The organism is Alteromonas sp. RKMC-009, assembly GCF_003584565.2.
Lineage (GTDB): Bacteria > Pseudomonadota > Gammaproteobacteria > Enterobacterales > Alteromonadaceae > Alteromonas.
The window spans coordinates 2,945,055-2,965,751 of the sequence record NZ_CP031010.1; the positions used below are offsets into that span (position 1 = coordinate 2,945,055).

The window sequence follows — 20,697 nt, forward strand, 5'->3', positions numbered from 1 at the left end:
AGCGGATGATGAGAAAAACTTTCGGAGCATGGTCGTTAAAATGGCTGGCTAAGAGAATGCCGCCGGACACTGTTCATCAGTTACATCATGGTAATATCTTCATCTTTCCGGGTACCTTCGGCTGGTTTTACCTGATGATGACCGCCTGTCTGTTTCTGCTTGCGGTTAACTATCAGAATAATCTTCTGCTTTTTCTTTGCCAGTTTCTGTTAAGCCTTTTCCTTATTACCTTGTTCACTGCCTACAAAAATATCTCAGGGATACGATTGTCAGCAAGAGAGCTAAAGCCGGTGTTCGCCGGCGAAAATGGATTTATGACGGTTGATATTACCGCCGCTGAAGGGAAATCTCTGCGGGGACTAATGGAAATCAGATGGTACGGTGATATTGACCGCAGCACGTTGGATCTTGAACAGGAAATAAAATCTCATCATCTGGCAATACAGGCAGATAAACGGGGCATCATGAGATTGCCCAGAGTGACCGTCACCTCCTCTTTTCCCCTCGGACTGGTAAAGTGCTGGACCCATCCTGATTTTAATCAGACGCTGTTAGTCTATCCGCAGAAAAAGCCCGAGCACGCCGATCTGTCTCAATGGTATGCCCGCAGCGGTAACGGCAAGCAGGTGCAAAATGGCACCGATGACTTCTTTGCACTGCAGCCCTGGCAGAGCGGAGAGCCGTTAAACCGCGTTGCATGGAAACGGGTCGCCAAAGGCGGTGACCGTGTAAATAAGATTTTCACTGACCAACAGCCGGTCAGCGGCTATCTGGATATCCGTCAGTTACGCACGGATACAGAGACGGCGCTGTCGGTGCTGAGCTGGCAGGTCACTCAACTGTCAGCAACGGGAACACAATTTGGCCTGAAACTGGATAACCTGGTGATCCAGCCGGGCTGCGGACAACAGCACAAACAGGCCTGTCTGAAAGCACTGGCCCTTTTCCGGCAGGACACACCGTCATGATGTCTGTAAGCCTGCCCATCGCGGGGAACCGTGAAAGTATGCTGACCTCCATTTTCTTTGTGGTGCTGGCGGCCTCCCTGTTCAGCGATATTCATTTGTGGGTACTACTGCTTTGTTTATGTGCCGGCATTGTCAGAGGATTTTTGTTTCTCGGCTGGTACAACCATATGCCCGGAAAACGTATGGTCAACTTACTTGCCCTGCTGGCAGGAACAGCACTGATCACCACCAGTGACGGTATGGATTTCCTGCATATTATGGTTAACCTGCTGCTACTGGCCTGTGCGCTAAAATTAATGTTGTTAAGTAAGCGACGGGATTTCTATCAACTTTTTATCTGCGCCATATTCCTGCTGGCCTGCGGTTTCATTTTCTATCAGTCGCTGGCCCGTACCTTATTTTACGGCATCATGTTTCTGTTCCTACTTTATATTCTGTTGTCTGCCCACACACCGTCGTCGACCAGACAATTCAGACAAAAGAAAACCTTTATCCTGTTCTTTCAGGCGTTGCCTCTTGCCGTTATCTTGTTTGTGTTTATGCCCCGGCTTCCCCCTTTATGGAAAATGCCGGAAGGTAAGTCCACAGAAACCGGGCTGGCAGAAACCATTACGCCGGGTGACATTGCCAATCTCGCACAGTCTGAAAAGCTGGCATTCAGTGCCACATTCTCAACGCCTGTTCCGGTCAGAGAACAACTCTACTGGCGTGCATTGACGCTGGAACATTTTGACGGAAAATCGTGGTCAGTCAGTGAAACAAGGCAATACGCTGAAACCCAATTGCGGTATATGAATAAGCCGTTCCGGCCGGCCCTCAGCGGTGAGCCTGTCCGCTATGAAGTCATTGCCGAACCCACCAAAAAATCCTGGTTATTTGCATTAGACACTGCTGTCCCCGACAGTGCAGCCAGTCAACGGGAATTGTGGCAGGGCTGGCAATACCAGCTAACATCAAGACAGCCACTGTTCAGCCGCTATGCTTATTATGTTGCCTCCTACCCTGACTCTCCGCGAAGTCAGGGGAATGCGGCGCTGGACAATACGCTTAACCTGCAGGTGCCGGAAAGAGGCAATGACAAAACCAGGGAATGGGTACACGGACTCAGAGAGATGCACCCTGATAACCGGGCATTTGTATCAGCACTGATGCGTTATTTTAATGACAAGCCTTTCAGTTACACGTTAACACCACCGCCCATGCTTAATGATCCGGTAGACAGTTTCCTGTTTGACCATCAACAGGGGTTTTGTGCTCATTATGCCAGTGCGATGACGTTTGCACTGCGGCTTGCCGGTATACCCGCCCGCATTGTGACAGGTTATCAGGGTGGCACGCCTATCAATGATGAAACCGTCAATGTGTATCAGTACGACGCTCACGCCTGGGTAGAAGCAAAAACCGACGGAACGAACTGGCAAAGCTACGATCCGACAACCATGGTTGCGCCTTCACGAATTTTCGACGGTTTTGAGCAGGCAGCAAGATTCTCGACAGAGATTCAGGGCGATCATCCGCTAAACGGTATCAGTCAGCTTGCGTTCTTCGATGCATTGCGCAACATGAGTGCGCAAATGGATTTTCTCTGGAGCCGCTGGTTTTTAGGCTATAACAATGATAAACAAACGGACATTCTAGACCGTATTTTAAATGGTATTACGCCGTTAAAGCTCAGTTTATTTGCCGCCGGCCTGCTATTGTTCACAGGCGCGCTGCTAATTATATTCTTTGTACCGGGATGGCAACGAAGTCACATTGCCAGAGAAAAGAAGTACTATCTTGGCGCGGTTGAGAAACTGGAACAAAAATTTGGCCTGCAACGGGAAAACCGCAGTCCGGGACAATTCTATGAATACTGTAAACATAAAGTGCCGGAGGCTATAGCAAACGATCTCGCCAGTCTGACCAGATTGTTTGAACAGTATCAATATCATCCTCATCAGGCTCCTCCGGCAACGGCGATTCGAGAAGCTGCGAAACAACTCTGCTGGCGGGTGCGAAATACTGCCCGTCATTAAAGCTGACCACATCCATGCCGTAATACCGCTGAAAACGACAGCTTTCCGCCAGAGTTTGCCGCGGATAATAAGGTACATAGCTGACAGTAGCATGGCTGCAATACTCATGGATCCCTTCAGCCAGTTCTGATGACTGCCCTGCAAGCAACCATAACTCAGCAATTTTACAGGGGCCGGCATAGAATATAATGCAACGTGCTGTGATGATGACTTTGGTTACCCGGCTGACAGGTACAACGACTGCCGCTTCCAGCCTGAGCAATGAGGCGACGGTGGGATAAATGGCAATGGTATCTTTACCGCCCTGCTTCCCTTTGCGAAGCATGGACTTGTACCAGGCGTTTCTGAACCATAACCAGTAGACGATAAAGCCGAGGGGGATCACTGTCGCGAGTGTGTGAACTATCCATTGCATAACTCTCTCCTTTAAGCCGCTTAAATGTATCAGTTGCCGGAGTCATCGCAAGTACAGGTTTAGTACAGTTTTTCCGAGCCATAAAAAAACCCGCCGGATGGCGGGTTTTTTAAAGCTTTCCAGAAGAATTACTTAGCTGCTTTACGCGCTTTCGCTTCTTCCATTACTTTCTCAGCTACGTTCTGAGGACATGCTGAGTAGTGGCTGAATTCCATAGAGAACTGACCACGACCTGATGTGATAGTACGCAGGTGTCCGATGTAACCGAACATTTCTGACAGAGGTACGTCTGCCTTGATGCGAACGCCGGTAGCACCAGCTTCCTGGTCTTTGATCATACCACGACGACGGTTAAGGTCACCGATTACGTCACCTACGTTGTCTTCAGGGCTGAACACGTCAACTTTCATGATTGGCTCAAGAAGCTGAGGACCGGCTTTAGGCATAGATTGACGGAATGCACCTTTCGCTGCGATTTCGAACGCGATTGCTGATGAGTCAACTGCGTGGAAACCACCGTCGTACAGTTCAACTTCAACGTCCAGTACCGGATAACCAGCCAGAGGACCCATGTCCATCATACCCTTGAAGCCCTTCTCGATAGCAGGGAAGAATTCTTTAGGTACGTTACCACCAACAACGGTAGATTTGAACGTGAAGCCAGAGTTAGTTTCACCAGGACGGATGCGGTAATCAATCTTACCGAACTGACCAGAACCACCAGACTGTTTCTTGTGCGTGTAGCTGTCTTCTACCGGAGTAGTGATAGTTTCACGGTAAGCAACCTGTGGTTGACCTACTTCCAGCTCAACGCCGTAAGTACGCTTCAGGATGTCTACTTTGATGTCTAAGTGAAGCTCACCCATACCTTTCAGGATGGTTTCGCCAGAATCTTCATCAGTTTCAACCTGGAACGAAGGATCTTCTGCAACCAGTTTACCGATAGCGATAGACATCTTCTCGTTAGCACCTTTATCTTTAGGCTTAACAGCGATAGAGATTACCGGCTCAGGGAAGATCATTGGCTCAAGGGTACAAGGGTTCTTAGGATCACACAGTGTGTGACCAGTCTGAACATTCTTCATACCTACAACAGCCAGAATGTCACCTGCTTGCGCAGAAGTCAGTTCTGTACGTTCGTCAGCGTGCATTTCTACCATACGACCGATACGCTCAGTCTTACCGGTAGCAGAGTTCAGGATAGTGTCACCCTTGTTCAGCTTACCAGAGTAGATACGGATGAAGGTAAGCGCACCGAAGCGGTCGTCCATGATTTTGAACGCCAGCGCACGGAACGGCTCGTCAACAGATACTGTTGCAACTTCACCAGTAGGTTCACCAGTTTCTTCGTCAGTCAGTTCCTGTGGATCAACTTCTGTAGGAGAAGGCAGGAAGTCAACAACTGCGTCCAGAACCAGCTGGATACCTTTGTTTTTGAAAGCAGAACCACAGTAAGTCGGGAAGAATGCCAGATCACGGGTACCTTTACGGATACAACGCTTGATGTCTTCCAGAGAAGGTTCTTCACCTTCCATGTAAGCCATCATCAGGTCATCGTCCTGCTCAACGGCAGTTTCGATCATTTGCTCACGGTATTCGTTGGCTTTGTCAACCATATCAGCAGGGATATCTACAACTTCGTAGTTTTCTGGCAGGCCAGAGTCATCCCAGATGTACGCTTTCATGTCGAGCAGGTTAACAACACCTTTGAACTCGTCTTCGATACCGATTGGCAGGGTCATTACCAGTGGGTTAGCAGCAAGTACTTTCTTAACCTGGCCAACAACACGGTAGAAATCTGCACCCATACGGTCCAGTTTGTTTACGAAGATTACACGGGCAACTTCTGATTCGTTAGCATAACGCCAGTTAGTTTCAGACTGAGGCTCAACACCGCCTGAACCACAGAAAACACCGATACCACCATCCAATACTTTCAGAGAACGGTAAACTTCAACTGTGAAGTCAACGTGTCCCGGAGTATCGATGATGTTCATACGGTGGTCTTTCCAGAAACAAGTAGTCGCAGCAGACTGGATAGTAATACCGCGCTCAGCTTCCTGTTCCATGAAGTCAGTAGTTGACTCACCATCGTGTACCTCACCAGTTTTATGGATTTTACCGGTAAGCTTCAAAATACGTTCTGTAGTGGTAGTCTTACCCGCGTCTACGTGGGCGAAGATACCAATGTTTCTGTAAAGAGATAAGTCTGACATTAGTTCACTTTCGTTGGTTCAGAGTAAAAAAACGGCGGGATTATAAAGGATTTCAATACCAGATTTATAGTCCTTTGCGAAAAAAGTCTAAAACTTATTCAGCAGTTCCGCGCCAAGCCTTTAATTTTATATTTAAAATCAATAAATTACCATCATAAGGCTTTATTTAAGCTTTTATGACAGTAACAGTAACCTCGTCGCGATTATGATAAAGGTGTCTGACTTTCATCCGAAAGCCGCCAGCTTTTTTGCCAAGTCGCGATTGTATTTCCCCGATAGCGGCCGTCACCGTGTCGTATCGTTTCTTCATTGGCAGCTTAAGGTTGAAAATCGCATGATCTGCCCAACCTTTTTCCAGCCACTCACTCATGAGTACCGCTACCCTGTCGGGGCGCTCTATCATATCACACACCAGCAAATCTACACGGCCAAATTTGGGCTTATAAGTAAAGCCGTCTGCCGCATAATGGTCCACTAATCCTGTTGCCATGAGTTCTTCGTCGATAGCACCGTTGTCAATGGCCTCAACGCCCATCTCACGGATCACCAGCTGATACGTCCAGCCGCCCGGACACGCCCCCAGATCTACCGCACGGGCGCCTTCACGGAAAATTTCCCGTCGTTCTTCATCGTTCAGCATGGTCAGAATGGCTTCCTCAAGCTTGAGAGTCGACCGGCTGGGTGCTTTCGGCGGAAATTTCAGACGACAGATGCCGTTAGCAAAGGGACTGCGCATGGCCGGATAAGAATGGCCCACGAAACAATTGTCATAATCAGTGAAGAAAACATGCAATGCTCTGCCGTCTTCTTTTTCTTTATATGTCAGTGCTCCCTGCTTTCTTAAACCTTGCCGCAGTGGCACAGTGAACTTCCGGCAGAATTTAGCCAGCGCTTTTCCTGCTTCGGTATCTGCATGCTCGACAAACAATAAGGTGTTTTTCCACTCATCCGTGTCTGCGTCGCTGATGGCAGCCAGTACCGGACCTGCCCGGTTTGTTTTGTCGAGATCTTCAAGATGAGCGGTGACCACCACAATCTGACGGGGAAAAATGGTATCAGCCACAGCAAGACGCTGACCCAGCCGGTCTGCATCGCCCTGCTCATAAAAATGAAACAAAATGAAGCCCTGGTCCGGCGTAAATACCGGATACCCGTAAATACCGGCTTCAGAGGTCAATGCTGTCAGTTCCCCGGCGGTATCAGCTTCATAACCACTGCGGCAGTAAATCAGCAAACTATTCATGCCACTTTCCTTTTACCACACCGGTGATCAGTGCCACCCAGCCAATCATAAAGAATAAACCGCCAAGTGGCGTTACCGGTCCGAGAAAGCGCCATTCCAGCAAGGTGAGTAAGTAGATGCTGCCACTGAACAAAACAATGCCGGCAACAAAACAAATACCGGCGGTACTTAATAACCTGCTACTCACGGCGTGTCGCAGTGCCGGCAAAATCAGTAACGCCAGCGCATGATAAAATTGATAGTCCACAGCGGTATGCCATGACGTCAGTTGTGAAGCGCTAAGCATCGACTTTAGCGCATGCGCACCGAACGCGCCGAATATCACAGCGGCCAGCGCGGCAATAGCACCGGTAAGAACAAAAGGTTTTAGCATGAAATAAGCCTGTTAATAAAAGCGGCTGAAGCTGAAGCCGCCTGCTGCATGTGTTCGTTTAATGTATGACCGCTGGATTTACGGGGCTTGAGACTGTGGTCGCCGTCAGGCAGAAAATGCAAAGTGACCTGACCGGACAGATTATAACCGTCAACTTCGCTTTGCGTACCGAAGGTGTCCCGTTCTCCCTGATTGATGAATACGGGTTTTGTCATTTTCACCAGATGTTCCGTGCGCAGCTTTTCCGGCTTGCCGGGAGGATGAAAAGGATAACCAAACACCACCGCGCCTTTCGCCTCTGTTGCTTCAAGAATCATCGTCGACACACGACCGCCCATAGACTTGCCGCCGATAAATACCGGCGAAGAAGTATTTTTGGCCACCTGCTCTACCAGATTTATATAAAAAGCTTCCAGTTTTTCTATTTTATCCGGTGGTCTTCTTTTACCGGTTTCCGCTATGGTCTGCATGTAGGGAAAATCAAAACGCGCCACCGTAATCCCCTGTGCTGCCAGTAAGGCAGCCATATCTGCCATAAAGGGAGACTGCATTCCCGCACCGGCACCATGAGCGAGGATCAAAACGGCGACCTCATGCTCTGCCCGGTCCGTGATCATGTCAGACATCATATTGTTCCTCTTCAACCTGCGCCAATATCCAGCTTCTGAACGCGGCGATTTTACCTAAATCTGCCTGCGCTTCATCACAAACCAGATAAAACGCATCCCGACTGGCGACTTTTTCTTCAAAAGGCATGATTAGACGGCCGGCATCCAGTTCCGGACGGGCAAGAATAGTGTTACCCAGCGCAATGCCCTGCCCCAGCGCAGCAGCCTGGAGTACCAGCATGGAGTGACTGAACACCGGCCCCTGGTTTACATTCACGCCGGACACGCCGACACTTTTCAACCAGTTTTTCCAGGCCTCACGGCTTAAATCGTGCAGCAGAACATGGTGTTTCAAATCACTCAGGCTGTTCAGCGGTTTAGGGCCGTTAAACAACATGGGAGAGCACAATGGAGTAAGGTACTCGGTATGCAGTTTATCGGCTTTCACACCGCTCCAGCGGCCCTTACCGTAATAAATGGCCACATCCACATCGTCTTCTAAAAACCCTTCATCGAAATCTACCGCTTTAATACGAACATCAATATCCGGATGCTCAATGCTGAAACGACTGATACGGGGTACCAGCCACTGGCTGGCAAAACTTGGCGGCATAGCAACGGTAATCGCTCCTTTACTGCCTTTTGCCAGCAATCGTTCTGTGGCTTCCTGAAGATGTTTAAAGATATCTTTCAGCTCAAGAAAATATGCCTGTCCTTCTTCAGTAAGGAGCAACGTCCGGTTGCGGCGAAGAAACAACTTCATTGATAAGAATTCTTCGAGCGCTTTAATTTGATGACTGACAGCAGCCTGGGTAACGAATAATTCTTCGGCGGCTTTGGTAAAACTCAGGTGCCTGGCGGCGGCTTCAAAGGCTTTCAGCGCATTCAGCGGCGGCAAACGTCTATGCACGCTTCCCTCCGGCAGCTAAATGACCAACGTGATAAAGCATTAGTTTTTCTAATCCTTAAACCCTACTTTTACTCGTTTTAAAGACGAGCAAAATCTGTTTATTATTCGCACGCTTTCAAAGCACAGCACTTTTCAATCAATCAGTTAGACAAGTGCAATGTTAACAAGAAAGCTCAATTTGTTAACGAATTTTAAATTAATTTTATTAGGTGTGATATGACTAAATTCAAAAAATTCTTCAGCCAGATGGCTGTTATCTTAGCGGCAACCACTGCTTACCCAACTATTTCTCAGGAACTGCCGGCTTCTATGCCTGTGATACCTGCTATGAATACCCTTGAACTGTCTGTAGAAATGGTCAGTGTTCAGGAACAAGTTAAGGCTGTTCTGGCCGCAGAAGTGCAACAGCACGTTGCCAGTACACTTATCGCGATGAACGAAAAAGACGATCGCGACGCTAAGGAAGATAACCGCAGCGAATAAGCCCTTTTTCACACCTGATTCGGTGCCCGGCAACAGTGTTGCCGGGCACCGTCTTCAGCGTTTCATTTAGTTTGCACTGGTATCCAGCGGCGCAAACCCCTTCACTAGCTCATCTAACGCTTTCATTTGCTGCAAATACGGTTCCAGCTTTGACAATGGCAACGCACATGGTCCGTCACATTTCGCTTCATCCGGATTCGGATGCGCTTCGATAAATAAACCGGCAAGACCTAAAGCCATACCACTACGCGCCAGTTGCGCAGCCTGTGCACGGCGGCCATCTGCTGAAGTAGCTCTGCCTCCCGGCATCTGCAACGCATGAGTTGCATCGAAAATTACAGGTGCATACGCTTTCATTGCATCCATGCCCAGCATATCGACAACCAGGTTGTTATATCCAAAGCAACTGCCCCGTTCACACAGGATCACTTTATCGTTACCGGCTTCCCCGAGTTTACCGATAATATGACGCATTTCATGGGGAGCCAGAAACTGGGGTTTCTTCACATTAATGACCGCACCGGTCTCTGCCATTGCCACCACCAGATCGGTCTGGCGGGCGAGAAAGGCCGGTAGCTGAATAACATCCGCGACTTCCGCCACAGGTGCCGCCTGATGAGGCTCATGGACATCGGTGATCACCGGTACATTAAAAGTAGATTTGATTTCTTCAAAAATCTTTAGCCCTTCTTCCATACCCGGTCCGCGGTAAGACGTTACAGAAGAACGGTTGGCTTTATCAAAAGAGGCTTTAAATACGTATGGAATGCCCAGCCGTGTAGTCACTTCCACATAGTGCTCAGCAATTTGCATTGCCAGATCACGGGATTCGAGCACATTCATGCCACCAAATAATACAAACGGCTTGTCGTTAGCAACAGTAATATCGCCAACCTGAATTTCAGTACGGGACTGTGTCATTATTTACTTCCAAATTAAAAAAACAACGGTTGCTTTGATACTGCAACCCTGGCGATTAACCCTAACCAGGTTAATGCGCCGATAAAACCGATCCAGCGCAGAGGCTTGTTCCGCCCCCATTTAAGCGCAAACATCCCCATCAGAATATAGGCCACCAGCCCGACCACTTTGAAGGTCAGCCAGCCCTGTACAAACGGGTACTGGCCAATAAGAAAACATAGCCAAAGCGCACTGGCCAGAAGGCAGGTGTCGATGACATGAGGGAGAATTTTGAGCCACTTTCTGGTCAGTAACTCACTGTTAAACTGTGACAGCATAAATCTGAAAATAAACAAAAATACACTGAGAGCGATGGCCGTAAGGTGCAAATGCTTAGCCATTAAATACATAACAACCTCTTTATTATTGTGATATGTCGTCCGCCAGCCGGCGTTGAATTTCTTCGAAGCGGCCAATATTCGCCAGCATATAGCTGACCAGCTGCGGATCAAAATGTCTTCCGCTTTCCGCCTTCAACGTGCTGACGGTTTTTTCCAGCGACCAGGCTTCTTTGTACGGGCGCTTGTTCATCAGTGCATCAAACACATCGACGATAGCCGCGATCCGGCTTTCCAGCTGGATTTCCTCACCTTTCAGTCCTTCAGGATAGCCTTGTCCGTCCCACCGTTCATGATGTTCCTTAGCAAGCACAGAAGCCAGCTGAATGGTAGGACTGTCTGAGTCTTTTAAAATCTGATAGCCAAATTCCGCATGCTGACGGATAGCAAACCGCTCTTCTTCCGTCAGTACATCTGTTTTTGTCAGGATTTGTGACGAAATATGTGCATTTCCCACATCATGCAACGGAATAGCCAGCCGCAGCGTCATGATCTGTGCTTCGCCCAGCCCGGCATACCTGGCCAGCAACTCAGCCATTTCGACCATCCGGCGGATATGCTTGCTGGTTTCACTGTCACGTTCCATGGCTTTACCCAACCGCTCAATGATTTCCCGCTGGGTGGTTTCCACTTCCTGACTGATAAGCACATTTTCAAATGCCAGCTGCACATTTTCTGAGAACAACTGCAATAAATGCATATTTGTCTCGCTGAGCTTACGGGGGATGCCGGATAAATACAGTAATGACCCCTTGTAGTGCTTACTGAAGCAGTAAGCCACCACATAATCTTCGCCAAAGATAATGCTCTGCTCTTTTAACGCCCGCTGACACAGCAAATACGCTTCTGCCGGCAACGCATCAATCAACGATTTCCCTTCCTGGCCGGCATATTCGCCATTGCCGGCAAACACAAACAGTTCCTGCGGAAAAGACTGCGTTACAGGCCGCGGCACCGCCACGGCATTGGTGATATAGGCTGCGTCTTTGGAGAATCCGAGAATTGAGGAAAGTTGCTGAATGATACCCCGCATGAATTTTTCAAGGGATCGGGAAGTGAACAGGTCGGCGGAAGCATCAATAATTTTTTCAAGACCGGCGCGGCTTTCCTCAATCACGACGATATCGCGATACGATCGTAATGCCGCAATCATGACAGTAAACAGCTTCTGCGCGGTGAGTTCGGTTTTTGATTTGTAATCGTTAATATCATAATCAACAATCACATCCCGTTCCGGTGCCTGACCGGGTTGTCCGGTCCGCAGAATGATGCGGGTAAAATGATTATCCAATGTTTCTCTGATGTATTCTGCGACTTCAAGCCCGGCATTATCGGTTTCCATCACCACATCAAGCAGCACTACGGCCACATCATCATTTTCACGAAAGTAGGTTTTGGCTTCTTCGCCGCTGTAGGCGCTGACAAATTCCAGCCGTTTATCATCCAGCACAAAATCGCTCAACGCCAGTTTTGTCACCGCGTGTACTTCCGGCTCATCGTCAACAATGAGCACCTTCCAGACGCCAAGTTCCTCTGTTAATTCCTCGTCGTCATCGTCCGCAAACAGGAAATCATCAGTCATTTACAGCATTCCATTTTTATAAAAGGCCGGTTAAAGCATACTGTAAGAGGAATTATTCGCAAGCAGGTCTTTTCGCAATAGTTATCCGGTCAAGGCCGGCAAGATCAGCAAAGGTGTTTGCCATGGTGTAACCGCTGTCATTAAACAGCCCGCGGATTGCACCGCCCTGCTCACTGCCATGTTCAATAAGCAGCCATCCGCTGGGCTTAAGGCATACTGATGCCTGACTGATGATAAGCCGGATATCATCAAGCCCGTCCTCACCGGCAGTGAGTGCAGACAGGGGCTCGAAGCGGACATCACCTTGTTGCAGATAGTGACTGTCTGATTCCACATAAGGGGGATTGGTCACCAGCATATCAAACTGCTTATCTTTCAGGGCATCAAACCAGTGGCTGACAATAAAGGACGCGTTAGTGATGTGATTCAGTGCTGCATTTTGTTTAGCGAGGTCGACAGCCTCTTCAATGCGATCTGTACCTGTGACCTGAATGTCCGGTCTTTCGCTGGCCAGCGCCAGCGCCACAGCCCCTGTTCCGGTGCCTAAATCGCACACACAACATGGCCCGGAAGGAAGCAGTTCCAGCGCTTTTTCCACCAGCAGTTCGGTTTCCGGACGCGGAATAAGCGTGGCAGGATTCACATTGAGTGTCAGTGTCCAGAAATCGCGGTTACCGGTCAGGTGCGCCACCGGCCGGCCTGTTTTTCGTTCACTGATGAGCTGTTTGAAGCGGTTAAGCTCCTCGTCTTTAAGTACTTTATCACTCCAGGTGTACAACCAGGTTTGTGTCTGGCCCAATACATGGGCCAGCAGTACTTTTGCGTCGGTGGCCGGAGACTCTCCCCCTGCCAGCGCTTCTTTTGCCTGTTGAAGTGCACAGGCAATGGTGACTGACATTATTCGTCTGCCAGTGAAGCCAGCAGATCGGCCTGGTGTTCCTGACGGATAGGATCAGCCAGCGCAGCCAGATCCCCTTCAATGACCTCATCAAGACGGTACAGGGTCAGGTTGATGCGGTGATCAGTCACACGGCCCTGGGGGAAGTTGTAAGTACGGATACGTTCAGAACGGTCACCACTGCCCACCAGATTCCGGCGTGTGGTTGCCTCTTCTTTCGCCCGCTTTTCTTCTTCAAGTTGATTCAGACGTGCCTGCAGTACAGACATGGCCTTAGCGCGGTTTTTGTGCTGTGAACGCTCATCCTGACACTCAACCACAAGGCCGGTTGGAATGTGAGTCATCCGGATAGCAGAGTCTGTTTTGTTAACGTGCTGACCACCGGCACCGGATGCACGGAAGGTATCAACACGCAAATCAGCAGGATTAATTTCAATGGCTTCAGACTCAGGGATCTCAGGCAATACCGCGACGGTACAGGCTGACGTGTGAATACGTCCCTGGGATTCAGTTTCCGGCACACGCTGTACCCGGTGTCCGCCGGATTCAAATTTCATAATACCGTAAACGCCTTCACCGGAAAGGTTAGCAATGACTTCTTTAAAGCCACCGTGCTCACCTTCATTCTGACTGACCACCTCTACGCGCCAGCCCTTTGATTCAGCATAGCGGCTGTACATACGGAACAGGTCACCGGCAAAAATAGCCGCCTCATCACCGCCGGCACCGGCACGGATTTCCAAAAAGCAATTGTGGTCATCGTTGGGATCTTTAGGTAACAGAAGAATTTGCAGTTCGCTTTCAAGGCGTGCAATGTCTTCTTTTGCCTGCTTCATTTCTTCCTGCGCCATTTCGCGCATTTCGGCATCGTCTTCTTCCATCATTTCCAGTGCAGAAGCAAGATTTTCTTCAGCCTGCTGAAAAGCATTAAAGCCTTTTACAACATCTTCCAACTGACTGAACTCTTTTGACAACGCGCGGAATTTATCCTGATTGGAAATCGTACCGGGATCACCCAGCAATGCCTGAACCTCGTCAAACCTTTCCACCAGGTTCTCGAGCTTTCTGGTCACCGATTCTTTCATATTCTGTTTTACCCTTCTTTGTCCTGCCCGTTACCGGCAAGATCCATCGCCTGACCCAGCCATTGAGTCAGCGCGGCATCATTTTCGTGTGCAGCGTCCCGCAGTACACGGGTAGGCCCGTGCATCAACGCATTGGTGAGTTTATAGGCCAGTTCCTGTACAACGTCTTCCGCGTTGCGGCCTTCGGACAACTGATTCATCGCCCTGGCGACCAGCTCATCTCTGGATGCCATGCCTTTCTGACGATACTGACGCACCAAATCAATGGAATGCTGCGCCTGTTTCCAGCTTAAAAATACGGAGGCCTGATCATCGATGATTTTTTCAGCGTCCTGCGCGGCCATTTCACGGGAAGCTAGATTCTGCTCAACAATATGCTGCAAATCATCAACAGTATAAAGGTAGGCATCGCCGAGTTCATTAACCTGAGACTCAATGTCACGGGGAACCGCCAGATCAACAAGAAACATGGGCATGTTACGGCGCTGCTTTAAGGCCTTTTCCACCATCCCTTTACCAATCAATGGCAACTGGCTGGCTGTAGAACTGATGACAATATCAAAATCGTGAAGATGTTCAGGCAACTGAGACAGTGTGAGCACATCTGCACCCAGATTCGCCGCAAGGTTCTCAGCTCTGGCTACGGTACGGTTGGCAACGGCAAGACGCTGAACGCCCTGCTCTTTTAAATGCTGGGCAACCAGTTCAATGGTTTCGCCGGCACCTACCAGCAATACTGAGCGCTTTGGTAATGCGCTGAATATATGTTTGGCCAGTTGCACCGCAGCAAAGGCCACAGATACGGCATTAGCACCAATTTCTGTTTCAGAGCGTACTTTCTTAGCTACAGAGAATGTGTGTTGGAATAACCGCTCGAACTCCGCCCCCACAGTACCGGAATGCTTTGCGTCGCTGAATGCCTGTTTAATCTGTCCGAGAATTTGCGGCTCACCGAGGATCAACGAATCCAGCCCGCTTGCTACCCGCATAACATGCTTTACTGCATCTTCCTGCTGGTAAAGGTAACTGTTTTGCTCGATATCTTCCCGCTTCACATCATGAAAGGCAGATAACCAGTCGAGCAGCAATGCCGCCTCGCCGGCCCCTTTCACATAGACTTCAGTGCGGTTACAGGTAGACACGATGACAGATTCTTCAATACCGTCTATCTGCTTCAGCGAGGCGAGCGCAGACACCAGAGAATCCGGTGTAAAGGCGACTTTTTCGCGTAACGCAACAGGTGCAGTTTTGTGGTTTATTCCGAGGGCAGTAAGGGTCATCAATATTTATGCTGGCATCTTCGGAGCGGCATTGTACGAAAAACCCAAAATGATTGAAAGTACTCCTGAAACTGTGTTCCCATTAGATCCCTGAGTTTTGAAGCAATCATCCCGTTGCATTGCGTAGGATCATAATCGTTCATGATTTTCCGAATACTATTTACAGGTTTGTTTATCGCCCTGTTATCAGCCTGTACCACTCTGCCAGATGGCCCGGAGACCGCGGTAAACCTGCCTTCACAGCTTGAGAAGCTGAAGTCTGTCACCCGCTGGCAGATGAAAGGTAAGATGGCTATCCGCAATGAAAAGGAAGCTGTCAGCGCCCACGTAAACTGGAAAACCGATGAGCCCGATTTTAATTTCCGTTTAACCAATATGCTGGGTATTACCCTGGCGAATATCGATTTCAGTGACGGCATGGCTACACTGGAAGCTGACGATAAGCGCTGGCAGGACACCAGTCCGGCACGTCTTATTTACCAGACAACCGGCTGGGATATTCCCGCCGGCAAGCTGCTGAACTGGGTAAAGGGGCTGCCTTTACGGGGTGACGACTATAAGCTCAACGATAAACAGCTCCTGGCTTCCCTTTCTCCGGGCTGTGAAGCCTGCGGCAACTGGCAAGTCAGTTACAGCAACTATGGTGAGGAAGCAGGACTGTGGTTGCCGCATCAGTTAATGCTTACCCGCACAGACAATACAAAAATATGGATAAAAATCCGGATTGATGAGTGGACCATACAGTAATGCAACACAGTGAATGGTGGCCCAGCCCGGCCAAACTGAATTTATTCCTTCATATCCTCGGTAAATACGATAACGGTTACCATCAGCTTCAGACCTTGTTTCAGTTACTGGACCGTGGTGATGAACTGGCTTTTGATGTCACCAAAGACGGCATTATCACCCTTAATCCGTCGATTCCCGGTGTGAATGATGAAGATAATCTGATTGTAAAAGCAGCCAGACTGTTACAGACACACACGGGAACAGATAAGGGCGCAAACATCCGGTTGAAAAAGTCACTGCCCATGGGCGGTGGTATTGGCGGTGGCTCATCTAATGCTGCCACAGTTCTGGTTGCACTTAACTACTTGTGGCAGTGCGGTCTGAGTACAGCAGAACTGGCCGGGTTAGGTCTGCGTCTGGGCGCCGACGTACCTATCTTTGTTGAAGGCCGCACAGGTTTCGCCGGCGGTGTGGGCGAGCACATCAGTCCCGCTGATTTAGACGAACAATGGTATCTGGTTGTCAATCCGGGTATACACGTGGGTACCGCTGATATTTTCAGAGAACCGGCCCTGCCCCGCAATACACCGGCCATGGAGTGGCACAATTATACTTTCGCTGCAACGCATAATGATTGCCAGAGTATTGTCTGTAAAAAGCATCCGGAAGTTGCAATATTATTACAGTGGTTGCTACAATTCGCACCGTCGCGGATGACGGGCACAGGCGCGTGCGTATTTTCTGTATTTAGTGATGAAAATTCAGCCAGACAGGTTCTCGGGAAATTGCCCGCAGAATGGTCCGGTTTTGTTGCTAAAGGTGTGAATATGTCGCCATTACAACAAAAGCTAAAATACGTGAACGAAGCATCGGACATGAACTAAATTTTTGGGGTATAGCCAAGTTGGTAAGGCAGCGGGTTTTGATCCCGCCATTCGTTGGTTCGAGTCCAGCTACCCCAGCCACCTCCTTTATCAAACGCACCGAGGAAACACTTGTGCCAGATATGAAGCTCTTTGCAGGCAACGCCGTCCCCGAACTTGCCCATAAGGTTGCAGAACGCCTTTATACCAAACTTGGTAACGCCAGTGTTGGTCGCTTTAGCGACGGTGAGATCAGTGTAGAAATTCATGAAAACGTCCGTGGCTCGGACGTTTTTATTATCCAGTCTACCTGTGCACCAACCAACGACAACCTGATGGAATTGATTGTGATGATCGACGCCCTGCGTCGTGCATCAGCAGGACGTATTACTGCTGTTATCCCTTATTTTGGTTATGCGAGACAAGACCGTCGCGTCCGCTCAGCCAGGGTGCCAATCACAGCCCGTGTGGTCGCAGATTTTCTGTCTAACGTGGGTGTTGACCGCGTACTGACCATCGACCTGCACGCAGAGCAAATCCAGGGTTTCTTCGATGTACCGGTAGATAACGCTTTCGGTACACCTATCCTGCTTGCAGATATGGTTCAGCGTGATTTTGTCGACCCGATTGTTGTGTCTCCGGACATCGGCGGCGTAGTACGTGCCCGTGCAACGGCTAAACTGCTGAATGATGCAGAACTGGCAATTATCGATAAACGTCGTCCGAAAGCGAACGTTTCTCAGGTGATGAATATTATCGGTGATGTGAAAGATCGTGACTGCATCATTGTTGACGACATGATTGACACCGGCGGTACGCTGGCGAAAGCCGCGGAAGCCCTGAAAAATCATGGCGCTCGCAAAGTGTATGCTTACGCGACTCACGCTATCTTCTCAGGCAATGCGCCTAAGAACCTGAAAGAGTCGGTTATCGATGAAATCATTGTTACCGACAGTATCCCGCTGTCAAAAGATATGCAGGCAACCGGCAAAGTGAAGCAACTCACATTATCTGAAATGCTGGCTGAAACGATTCGCCGCATCAGCAACGAAGAGTCTATCTCAGCGATGTTCGAATACTGATAGCTGCCTGTGTGCAAATTATTAATAGCCGGTGCTGAGAAGCACCGGCTTTTTTGTATCAGCGGGGACGCAACATCTCAAACAGGTTTTCACTATCAATGGTGTAATAATCCCCTGCGCCACCCGCCCGCAATAGGGGTTCTGCCCTACCCGTTTTAAAAACACCGTCTTCAATCAGTGATGTTTTTATCTTCACGCCGGTCACTTCACCGAATACCATCCATGTATCACACAATTCACCATTACTGCCCTGCAATTGTACGATTTGTGTTTTGCGGCATTCCATCACCACGCCACTTTCCGCAACATGGGGCGGCTTTACAGTGCGGGACTCGCCTTTTGTCAGCCCTGCCAGTTCAAACTCATCCACACTGGCATCGACCTGTGCACAGGTCTGATTCATCTGCTGTGCCAGCGGCACACTCACCAGGTTATAGCAAAACTCTCCTGTCGCCTGAATATTTCTTACTGAGTCTTTAAAGCCGATGCTGGAAAAACCAATAATGGGCGGCGTGTAATTGAATGCATTAAAAAAGCTGTAAGGTGCCAGATTAGCGATACCCTTTTCGTCAACAGTGGAAATCCAGCCGATGGGTCTGGGTGCAATAATACTGTTGAAGGGATCATGTTTGAGGCCATGACCCGCTGAAGGCTCGTAAAAGTGAAAATCTGAAGACATAGACTCAATCCTCTGAGTTTTAATAAAATAAAAAGGCACAAACAATAAACCACACCCACCTGTTCATTGTCCGTTCATGTCAAAACCGGCACAATGACAACAATAGAAAAGGTCTGCTGACCATAACTACGGCGGAGATATTATGATCAGACTTGTTTATTTAGCAGCGTTAGTCGGCCTGTGCAGTGCCTGTGGCGATGAAGCTGCGCCGGACGACGTGTCAAAAACAGAAACCGTCACTCTCAATGTGGTTGAGAACGTTACGAAAAATGTGACTGATAATATTGTCAATAAGGCCACTGAAATGGAAAACAACATCACCTTGTCAGGAAAACTGGTCTATCAGCAGCATGAAGGCGGCTTTTTTGGTTTCATTACTGACACCGGTGAGCGTTACACCCTGCGCGGACTGGATAAATCTTACCGTCAGAATGGCATGAAACTGATTGTCGAAGGTCAGCCGCTGACCGGTATGATGACAACGACTCAGTTCGGAACCGTTTTTAAAGTAGAAAAAGTGGTCAGTGCCGATGCCACAACTGTCGCACCGCACCACAGTGAAATGTAATTGACGTTTGTATATCCTGCTTCGCGGTGGTAGAATTCGCCGCCCTTTTATTTCGGGGTACGGTTAATGAGCCTTGTTTATTGCCGTTATCGCGTGAGTTTTGGTCGCAAAAACTCACAAAAATAAACTAAATATATTGGAGACATATTAATGTCTGAAGCTATTTTTAACCTGGATGCAGTAGTACGTACTGACCTGGGGAAAGGTGCGAGCCGCCGCCTGCGTCATGCTGATAAAGTTCCTGCAATCCTGTACGGTGGCGAAGAAGCCCCTGTTGCACTGACTCTTGATCACAACAAACTGAACAACGCTGCTGATTTCGAAGCATTCTACTCTCACGTTCTGACTCTGAACATTGACGGTCAGAAAGTTGAAGCGTTAGTTAAAGACATGCAACGTCACCCGTACAAGCCTAAGATCACTCACGTTGACTTCCAACGCGTTATCGCTGGCGAAGAGCTGCACACCAGCGTACCTCTGCACTTCATCAATGAAGAAAAATCTGCTGCTATCAAAGCTGGCGGTATTGCAGAGCACCACGTAAACGAAATCGAAATCACGTGTCTGCCTAAAGATCTGCCTGAGTTCATCGAAGTAGATATGGCTGCAGTTGAAATGGATGCTACCGTTCACCTGTCTGACCTGACTCTGCCTGCAGGCGTTTCGTCTGTTGAACTGGCTAAAGGTGATGATGCACACAACTTAGCAGTTGTTACTGTTAAGCCTGCTCCTAAAGCACCTGAAGCAGAAGAAGGCGAAGAAGACGCAGCTGAGGAATAATCAGCTTGTCGTCAGATATCCGTCTGATTGCGGGCCTGGGTAATCCGGGCCCGGAATACGAACATACCCGACATAACGCCGGCGTCTGGTTTCTGAACGAACTGGCAGCGCGTTTTAACACCTCCCTTAAGCCTGAAAGTAAGTTTTTTGGTCTCACTGGCCGTATAACCGTAGGCACTCAAGATATTCGTCTGATCTACCCGACTACTTACATGAATAAAAGTGGTCAGGCGGTAGCCGCAATGGCAAACTTCTACCGTATCCCTGCAGAGAATATGTTGATTGCTTTTGACGAGCTGGATTTACCTCCGGGAATCGCTAAATATAAAGTTGGCGGCAGCTCCAGTCAGAATGGCATTCGCGACATCGTCGCTAAAATGGGCAACAACAAAGATTTCTTACGCTTGCGAATTGGTATCGGTCACCCCGGCCATAAAAGCAAGGTAACCGGCCATGTACTTGGCAAACCACCGGAAAACGAAAAACGGGCAATTGAAGATGCCATCGATGAAGCGGTCCGGTGTACTGAGATTTTAATTAAAAACGATTTAAAGCAAGCCCAGAACCGACTGCATAGTTTTAAAGCTGACGTTCAGGGCTGATAACTTAACAAGGGTCC

At 48.9% G+C, this 20,697-nt stretch carries 21 protein-coding genes and 1 tRNA gene; 10 read left to right on the top strand and 12 right to left on the bottom strand.

The features are described from left to right. Positions 1 to 5: 5 nt before the first annotated feature. Positions 6 to 968: a DUF58 domain-containing protein gene (locus DS731_RS13025; RefSeq protein WP_150154289.1), complete on the top strand. Its 963-nt coding sequence runs from the start codon at positions 6 to 8 to the stop codon at positions 966 to 968. Next, positions 965 to 2,986, top strand: a complete 2,022-nt coding sequence (locus tag DS731_RS13030; RefSeq protein ID WP_119501739.1) for a transglutaminase family protein — start codon at positions 965 to 967, stop codon at positions 2,984 to 2,986. The genes DS731_RS13025 and DS731_RS13030 overlap by 4 nt, the downstream gene beginning before the upstream one ends. Positions 2,987 to 3,529: 543 nt before the next feature. Here DS731_RS13030 and fusA read toward each other — a convergent pair. The 5 genes from fusA to DS731_RS13055 form a co-directional block, all read right to left on the bottom strand. Continuing rightward, positions 3,530 to 5,617 carry an elongation factor G gene (gene fusA, locus DS731_RS13035; RefSeq protein ID WP_119501740.1) on the bottom strand — a complete coding sequence of 696 codons (2,088 nt, stop codon included), beginning with the start codon at positions 5,615 to 5,617 and terminating at the stop codon, positions 3,530 to 3,532. Positions 5,618 to 5,783: 166 nt separating this feature from the next. Then, the gene (gene rlmM, locus DS731_RS13040) at positions 5,784 to 6,860 is read right to left on the bottom strand and encodes a 23S rRNA (cytidine(2498)-2'-O)-methyltransferase RlmM (RefSeq protein ID WP_119501741.1); all 1,077 of its coding nucleotides are present in this window, start codon (positions 6,858 to 6,860) and stop codon (positions 5,784 to 5,786) included. Then, positions 6,853 to 7,233 carry a DUF423 domain-containing protein gene (locus tag DS731_RS13045; RefSeq protein ID WP_119501742.1) on the bottom strand — a complete coding sequence of 127 codons (381 nt, stop codon included), beginning with the start codon at positions 7,231 to 7,233 and terminating at the stop codon, positions 6,853 to 6,855. The genes rlmM and DS731_RS13045 overlap by 8 nt, the downstream gene beginning before the upstream one ends. Continuing rightward, positions 7,227 to 7,859, bottom strand: coding sequence for an alpha/beta family hydrolase (locus DS731_RS13050; RefSeq protein ID WP_119501743.1), 633 nt, complete (start codon positions 7,857 to 7,859; stop codon positions 7,227 to 7,229). Before DS731_RS13050 ends, DS731_RS13045 begins: the two co-directional genes overlap by 7 nt. Next, complete coding sequence (locus DS731_RS13055) at positions 7,852 to 8,751, bottom strand: transcriptional regulator GcvA (RefSeq protein WP_119501744.1); 900 nt, start codon at positions 8,749 to 8,751, stop codon at positions 7,852 to 7,854. Before DS731_RS13055 ends, DS731_RS13050 begins: the two co-directional genes overlap by 8 nt. Positions 8,752 to 8,967: 216 nt before the next feature. Between DS731_RS13055 and DS731_RS13060 the strand changes: the two genes are divergently transcribed. Then, a complete protein-coding gene (locus DS731_RS13060; protein WP_119501745.1) occupies positions 8,968 to 9,234 on the top strand; it encodes a hypothetical protein in 267 nt (88 codons plus the stop codon). 66 nt (positions 9,235 to 9,300) lie between these two features. Here DS731_RS13060 and kdsA read toward each other — a convergent pair whose 3' ends face one another. From kdsA to hemA, 6 genes are read right to left on the bottom strand one after another with little or no spacing between them, the layout of a single operon-like run. After that, positions 9,301 to 10,155 (bottom strand): 3-deoxy-8-phosphooctulonate synthase, encoded by an 855-nt coding sequence (gene kdsA, locus DS731_RS13065; protein ID WP_119501746.1) that lies wholly within the window; start codon positions 10,153 to 10,155, stop codon positions 9,301 to 9,303. Positions 10,156 to 10,169: 14 nt separating this feature from the next. Then, the gene (locus tag DS731_RS13070; protein WP_119501747.1) at positions 10,170 to 10,544 is read right to left on the bottom strand and encodes a SirB2 family protein; all 375 of its coding nucleotides are present in this window, start codon (positions 10,542 to 10,544) and stop codon (positions 10,170 to 10,172) included. Between the two features lie 13 nt (positions 10,545 to 10,557). After that, the gene (locus DS731_RS13075) at positions 10,558 to 12,114 is read right to left on the bottom strand and encodes a DUF3369 domain-containing protein (RefSeq protein ID WP_119501748.1); all 1,557 of its coding nucleotides are present in this window, start codon (positions 12,112 to 12,114) and stop codon (positions 10,558 to 10,560) included. A gap of 52 nt (positions 12,115 to 12,166) precedes the next feature. Further along, positions 12,167 to 13,012, bottom strand: a complete 846-nt coding sequence (gene prmC / locus DS731_RS13080) for a peptide chain release factor N(5)-glutamine methyltransferase (RefSeq protein WP_119501749.1) — start codon at positions 13,010 to 13,012, stop codon at positions 12,167 to 12,169. Beyond that, on the bottom strand, positions 13,012 to 14,097 hold the full coding sequence (gene prfA, locus DS731_RS13085; protein ID WP_119501750.1) for a peptide chain release factor 1: 1,086 nt from the start codon (positions 14,095 to 14,097) through the stop codon (positions 13,012 to 13,014). The genes prmC and prfA overlap by 1 nt, the downstream gene beginning before the upstream one ends. Before the next feature lie 8 nt (positions 14,098 to 14,105). Then, positions 14,106 to 15,377 carry a glutamyl-tRNA reductase gene (gene hemA, locus DS731_RS13090; RefSeq protein ID WP_119501751.1) on the bottom strand — a complete coding sequence of 424 codons (1,272 nt, stop codon included), beginning with the start codon at positions 15,375 to 15,377 and terminating at the stop codon, positions 14,106 to 14,108. Between the two features lie 141 nt (positions 15,378 to 15,518). Here hemA and lolB point away from each other — a divergent pair, with 141 nt between their 5' ends. The 4 genes from lolB to DS731_RS13110 all read left to right on the top strand — a co-directional run bounded on the left by lolB (position 15,519) and on the right by DS731_RS13110 (position 18,051). Beyond that, on the top strand, positions 15,519 to 16,124 hold the full coding sequence (lolB, locus tag DS731_RS13095; protein ID WP_119501752.1) for a lipoprotein insertase outer membrane protein LolB: 606 nt from the start codon (positions 15,519 to 15,521) through the stop codon (positions 16,122 to 16,124). After that, a complete protein-coding gene (gene ispE / locus DS731_RS13100) occupies positions 16,109 to 16,990 on the top strand; it encodes a 4-(cytidine 5'-diphospho)-2-C-methyl-D-erythritol kinase (RefSeq protein WP_232373366.1) in 882 nt (293 codons plus the stop codon). The genes lolB and ispE overlap by 16 nt, the downstream gene beginning before the upstream one ends. 5 nt (positions 16,991 to 16,995) lie before the next feature. Further along, positions 16,996 to 17,071, top strand: a tRNA-Gln gene (locus DS731_RS13105). 32 nt (positions 17,072 to 17,103) lie between these two features. After that, the gene (locus DS731_RS13110; protein ID WP_119501754.1) at positions 17,104 to 18,051 is read left to right on the top strand and encodes a ribose-phosphate pyrophosphokinase; all 948 of its coding nucleotides are present in this window, start codon (positions 17,104 to 17,106) and stop codon (positions 18,049 to 18,051) included. A 58-nt stretch (positions 18,052 to 18,109) separates the two neighbouring features. On the opposite strand, the gene DS731_RS13115 is transcribed toward DS731_RS13110, so the two are convergent. After that, on the bottom strand, positions 18,110 to 18,730 hold the full coding sequence (locus DS731_RS13115; protein ID WP_119501755.1) for a flavin reductase family protein: 621 nt from the start codon (positions 18,728 to 18,730) through the stop codon (positions 18,110 to 18,112). Between the two features lie 142 nt (positions 18,731 to 18,872). On the opposite strand from DS731_RS13115, the gene DS731_RS13120 reads away from it, so the two are divergent. From DS731_RS13120 to pth, 3 genes are all read left to right on the top strand, one after another. After that, a complete protein-coding gene (locus DS731_RS13120) occupies positions 18,873 to 19,298 on the top strand; it encodes a hypothetical protein (RefSeq protein WP_119501756.1) in 426 nt (141 codons plus the stop codon). Positions 19,299 to 19,448: 150 nt separating this feature from the next. Continuing rightward, positions 19,449 to 20,078: a 50S ribosomal protein L25/general stress protein Ctc gene (locus DS731_RS13125; protein WP_119501757.1), complete on the top strand. Its 630-nt coding sequence runs from the start codon at positions 19,449 to 19,451 to the stop codon at positions 20,076 to 20,078. A gap of 5 nt (positions 20,079 to 20,083) precedes the next feature. After that, on the top strand, positions 20,084 to 20,680 hold the full coding sequence (pth, locus tag DS731_RS13130; RefSeq protein ID WP_119501758.1) for an aminoacyl-tRNA hydrolase: 597 nt from the start codon (positions 20,084 to 20,086) through the stop codon (positions 20,678 to 20,680). Positions 20,681 to 20,697 lie beyond the last annotated feature (17 nt).

What these genes read in the sequence shown, in the direction of transcription:
- rlmM (WP_119501741.1), bottom strand. Translation starts at nt 6,860, where the DNA reads ATGAATAGTTTGCTGATTTACTGCCGCAGTGGTTATGAAGCTGATACC.
- DS731_RS13060 (WP_119501745.1), top strand. Translation starts at nt 8,968, where the DNA reads ATGACTAAATTCAAAAAATTCTTCAGCCAGATGGCTGTTATCTTAGCG.
- kdsA (WP_119501746.1), bottom strand. Translation starts at nt 10,155, where the DNA reads ATGACACAGTCCCGTACTGAAATTCAGGTTGGCGATATTACTGTTGCT.
- prfA (WP_119501750.1), bottom strand. Translation starts at nt 14,097, where the DNA reads ATGAAAGAATCGGTGACCAGAAAGCTCGAGAACCTGGTGGAAAGGTTT.
- DS731_RS13030 (WP_119501739.1), top strand. Translation starts at nt 965, where the DNA reads ATGATGTCTGTAAGCCTGCCCATCGCGGGGAACCGTGAAAGTATGCTG.
- DS731_RS13125 (WP_119501757.1), top strand. Translation starts at nt 19,449, where the DNA reads ATGTCTGAAGCTATTTTTAACCTGGATGCAGTAGTACGTACTGACCTG.
- lolB (WP_119501752.1), top strand. Translation starts at nt 15,519, where the DNA reads ATGATTTTCCGAATACTATTTACAGGTTTGTTTATCGCCCTGTTATCA.
- DS731_RS13075 (WP_119501748.1), bottom strand. Translation starts at nt 12,114, where the DNA reads ATGACTGATGATTTCCTGTTTGCGGACGATGACGACGAGGAATTAACA.
- DS731_RS13025 (WP_150154289.1), top strand. Translation starts at nt 6, where the DNA reads ATGATGAGAAAAACTTTCGGAGCATGGTCGTTAAAATGGCTGGCTAAG.
- fusA (WP_119501740.1), bottom strand. Translation starts at nt 5,617, where the DNA reads ATGTCAGACTTATCTCTTTACAGAAACATTGGTATCTTCGCCCACGTA.
- DS731_RS13115 (WP_119501755.1), bottom strand. Translation starts at nt 18,730, where the DNA reads ATGTCTTCAGATTTTCACTTTTACGAGCCTTCAGCGGGTCATGGCCTC.
- DS731_RS13050 (WP_119501743.1), bottom strand. Translation starts at nt 7,859, where the DNA reads ATGTCTGACATGATCACGGACCGGGCAGAGCATGAGGTCGCCGTTTTG.
- DS731_RS13045 (WP_119501742.1), bottom strand. Translation starts at nt 7,233, where the DNA reads ATGCTAAAACCTTTTGTTCTTACCGGTGCTATTGCCGCGCTGGCCGCT.
- hemA (WP_119501751.1), bottom strand. Translation starts at nt 15,377, where the DNA reads ATGACCCTTACTGCCCTCGGAATAAACCACAAAACTGCACCTGTTGCG.
- DS731_RS13070 (WP_119501747.1), bottom strand. Translation starts at nt 10,544, where the DNA reads ATGTATTTAATGGCTAAGCATTTGCACCTTACGGCCATCGCTCTCAGT.
- prmC (WP_119501749.1), bottom strand. Translation starts at nt 13,012, where the DNA reads ATGTCAGTCACCATTGCCTGTGCACTTCAACAGGCAAAAGAAGCGCTG.
- DS731_RS13120 (WP_119501756.1), top strand. Translation starts at nt 18,873, where the DNA reads ATGATCAGACTTGTTTATTTAGCAGCGTTAGTCGGCCTGTGCAGTGCC.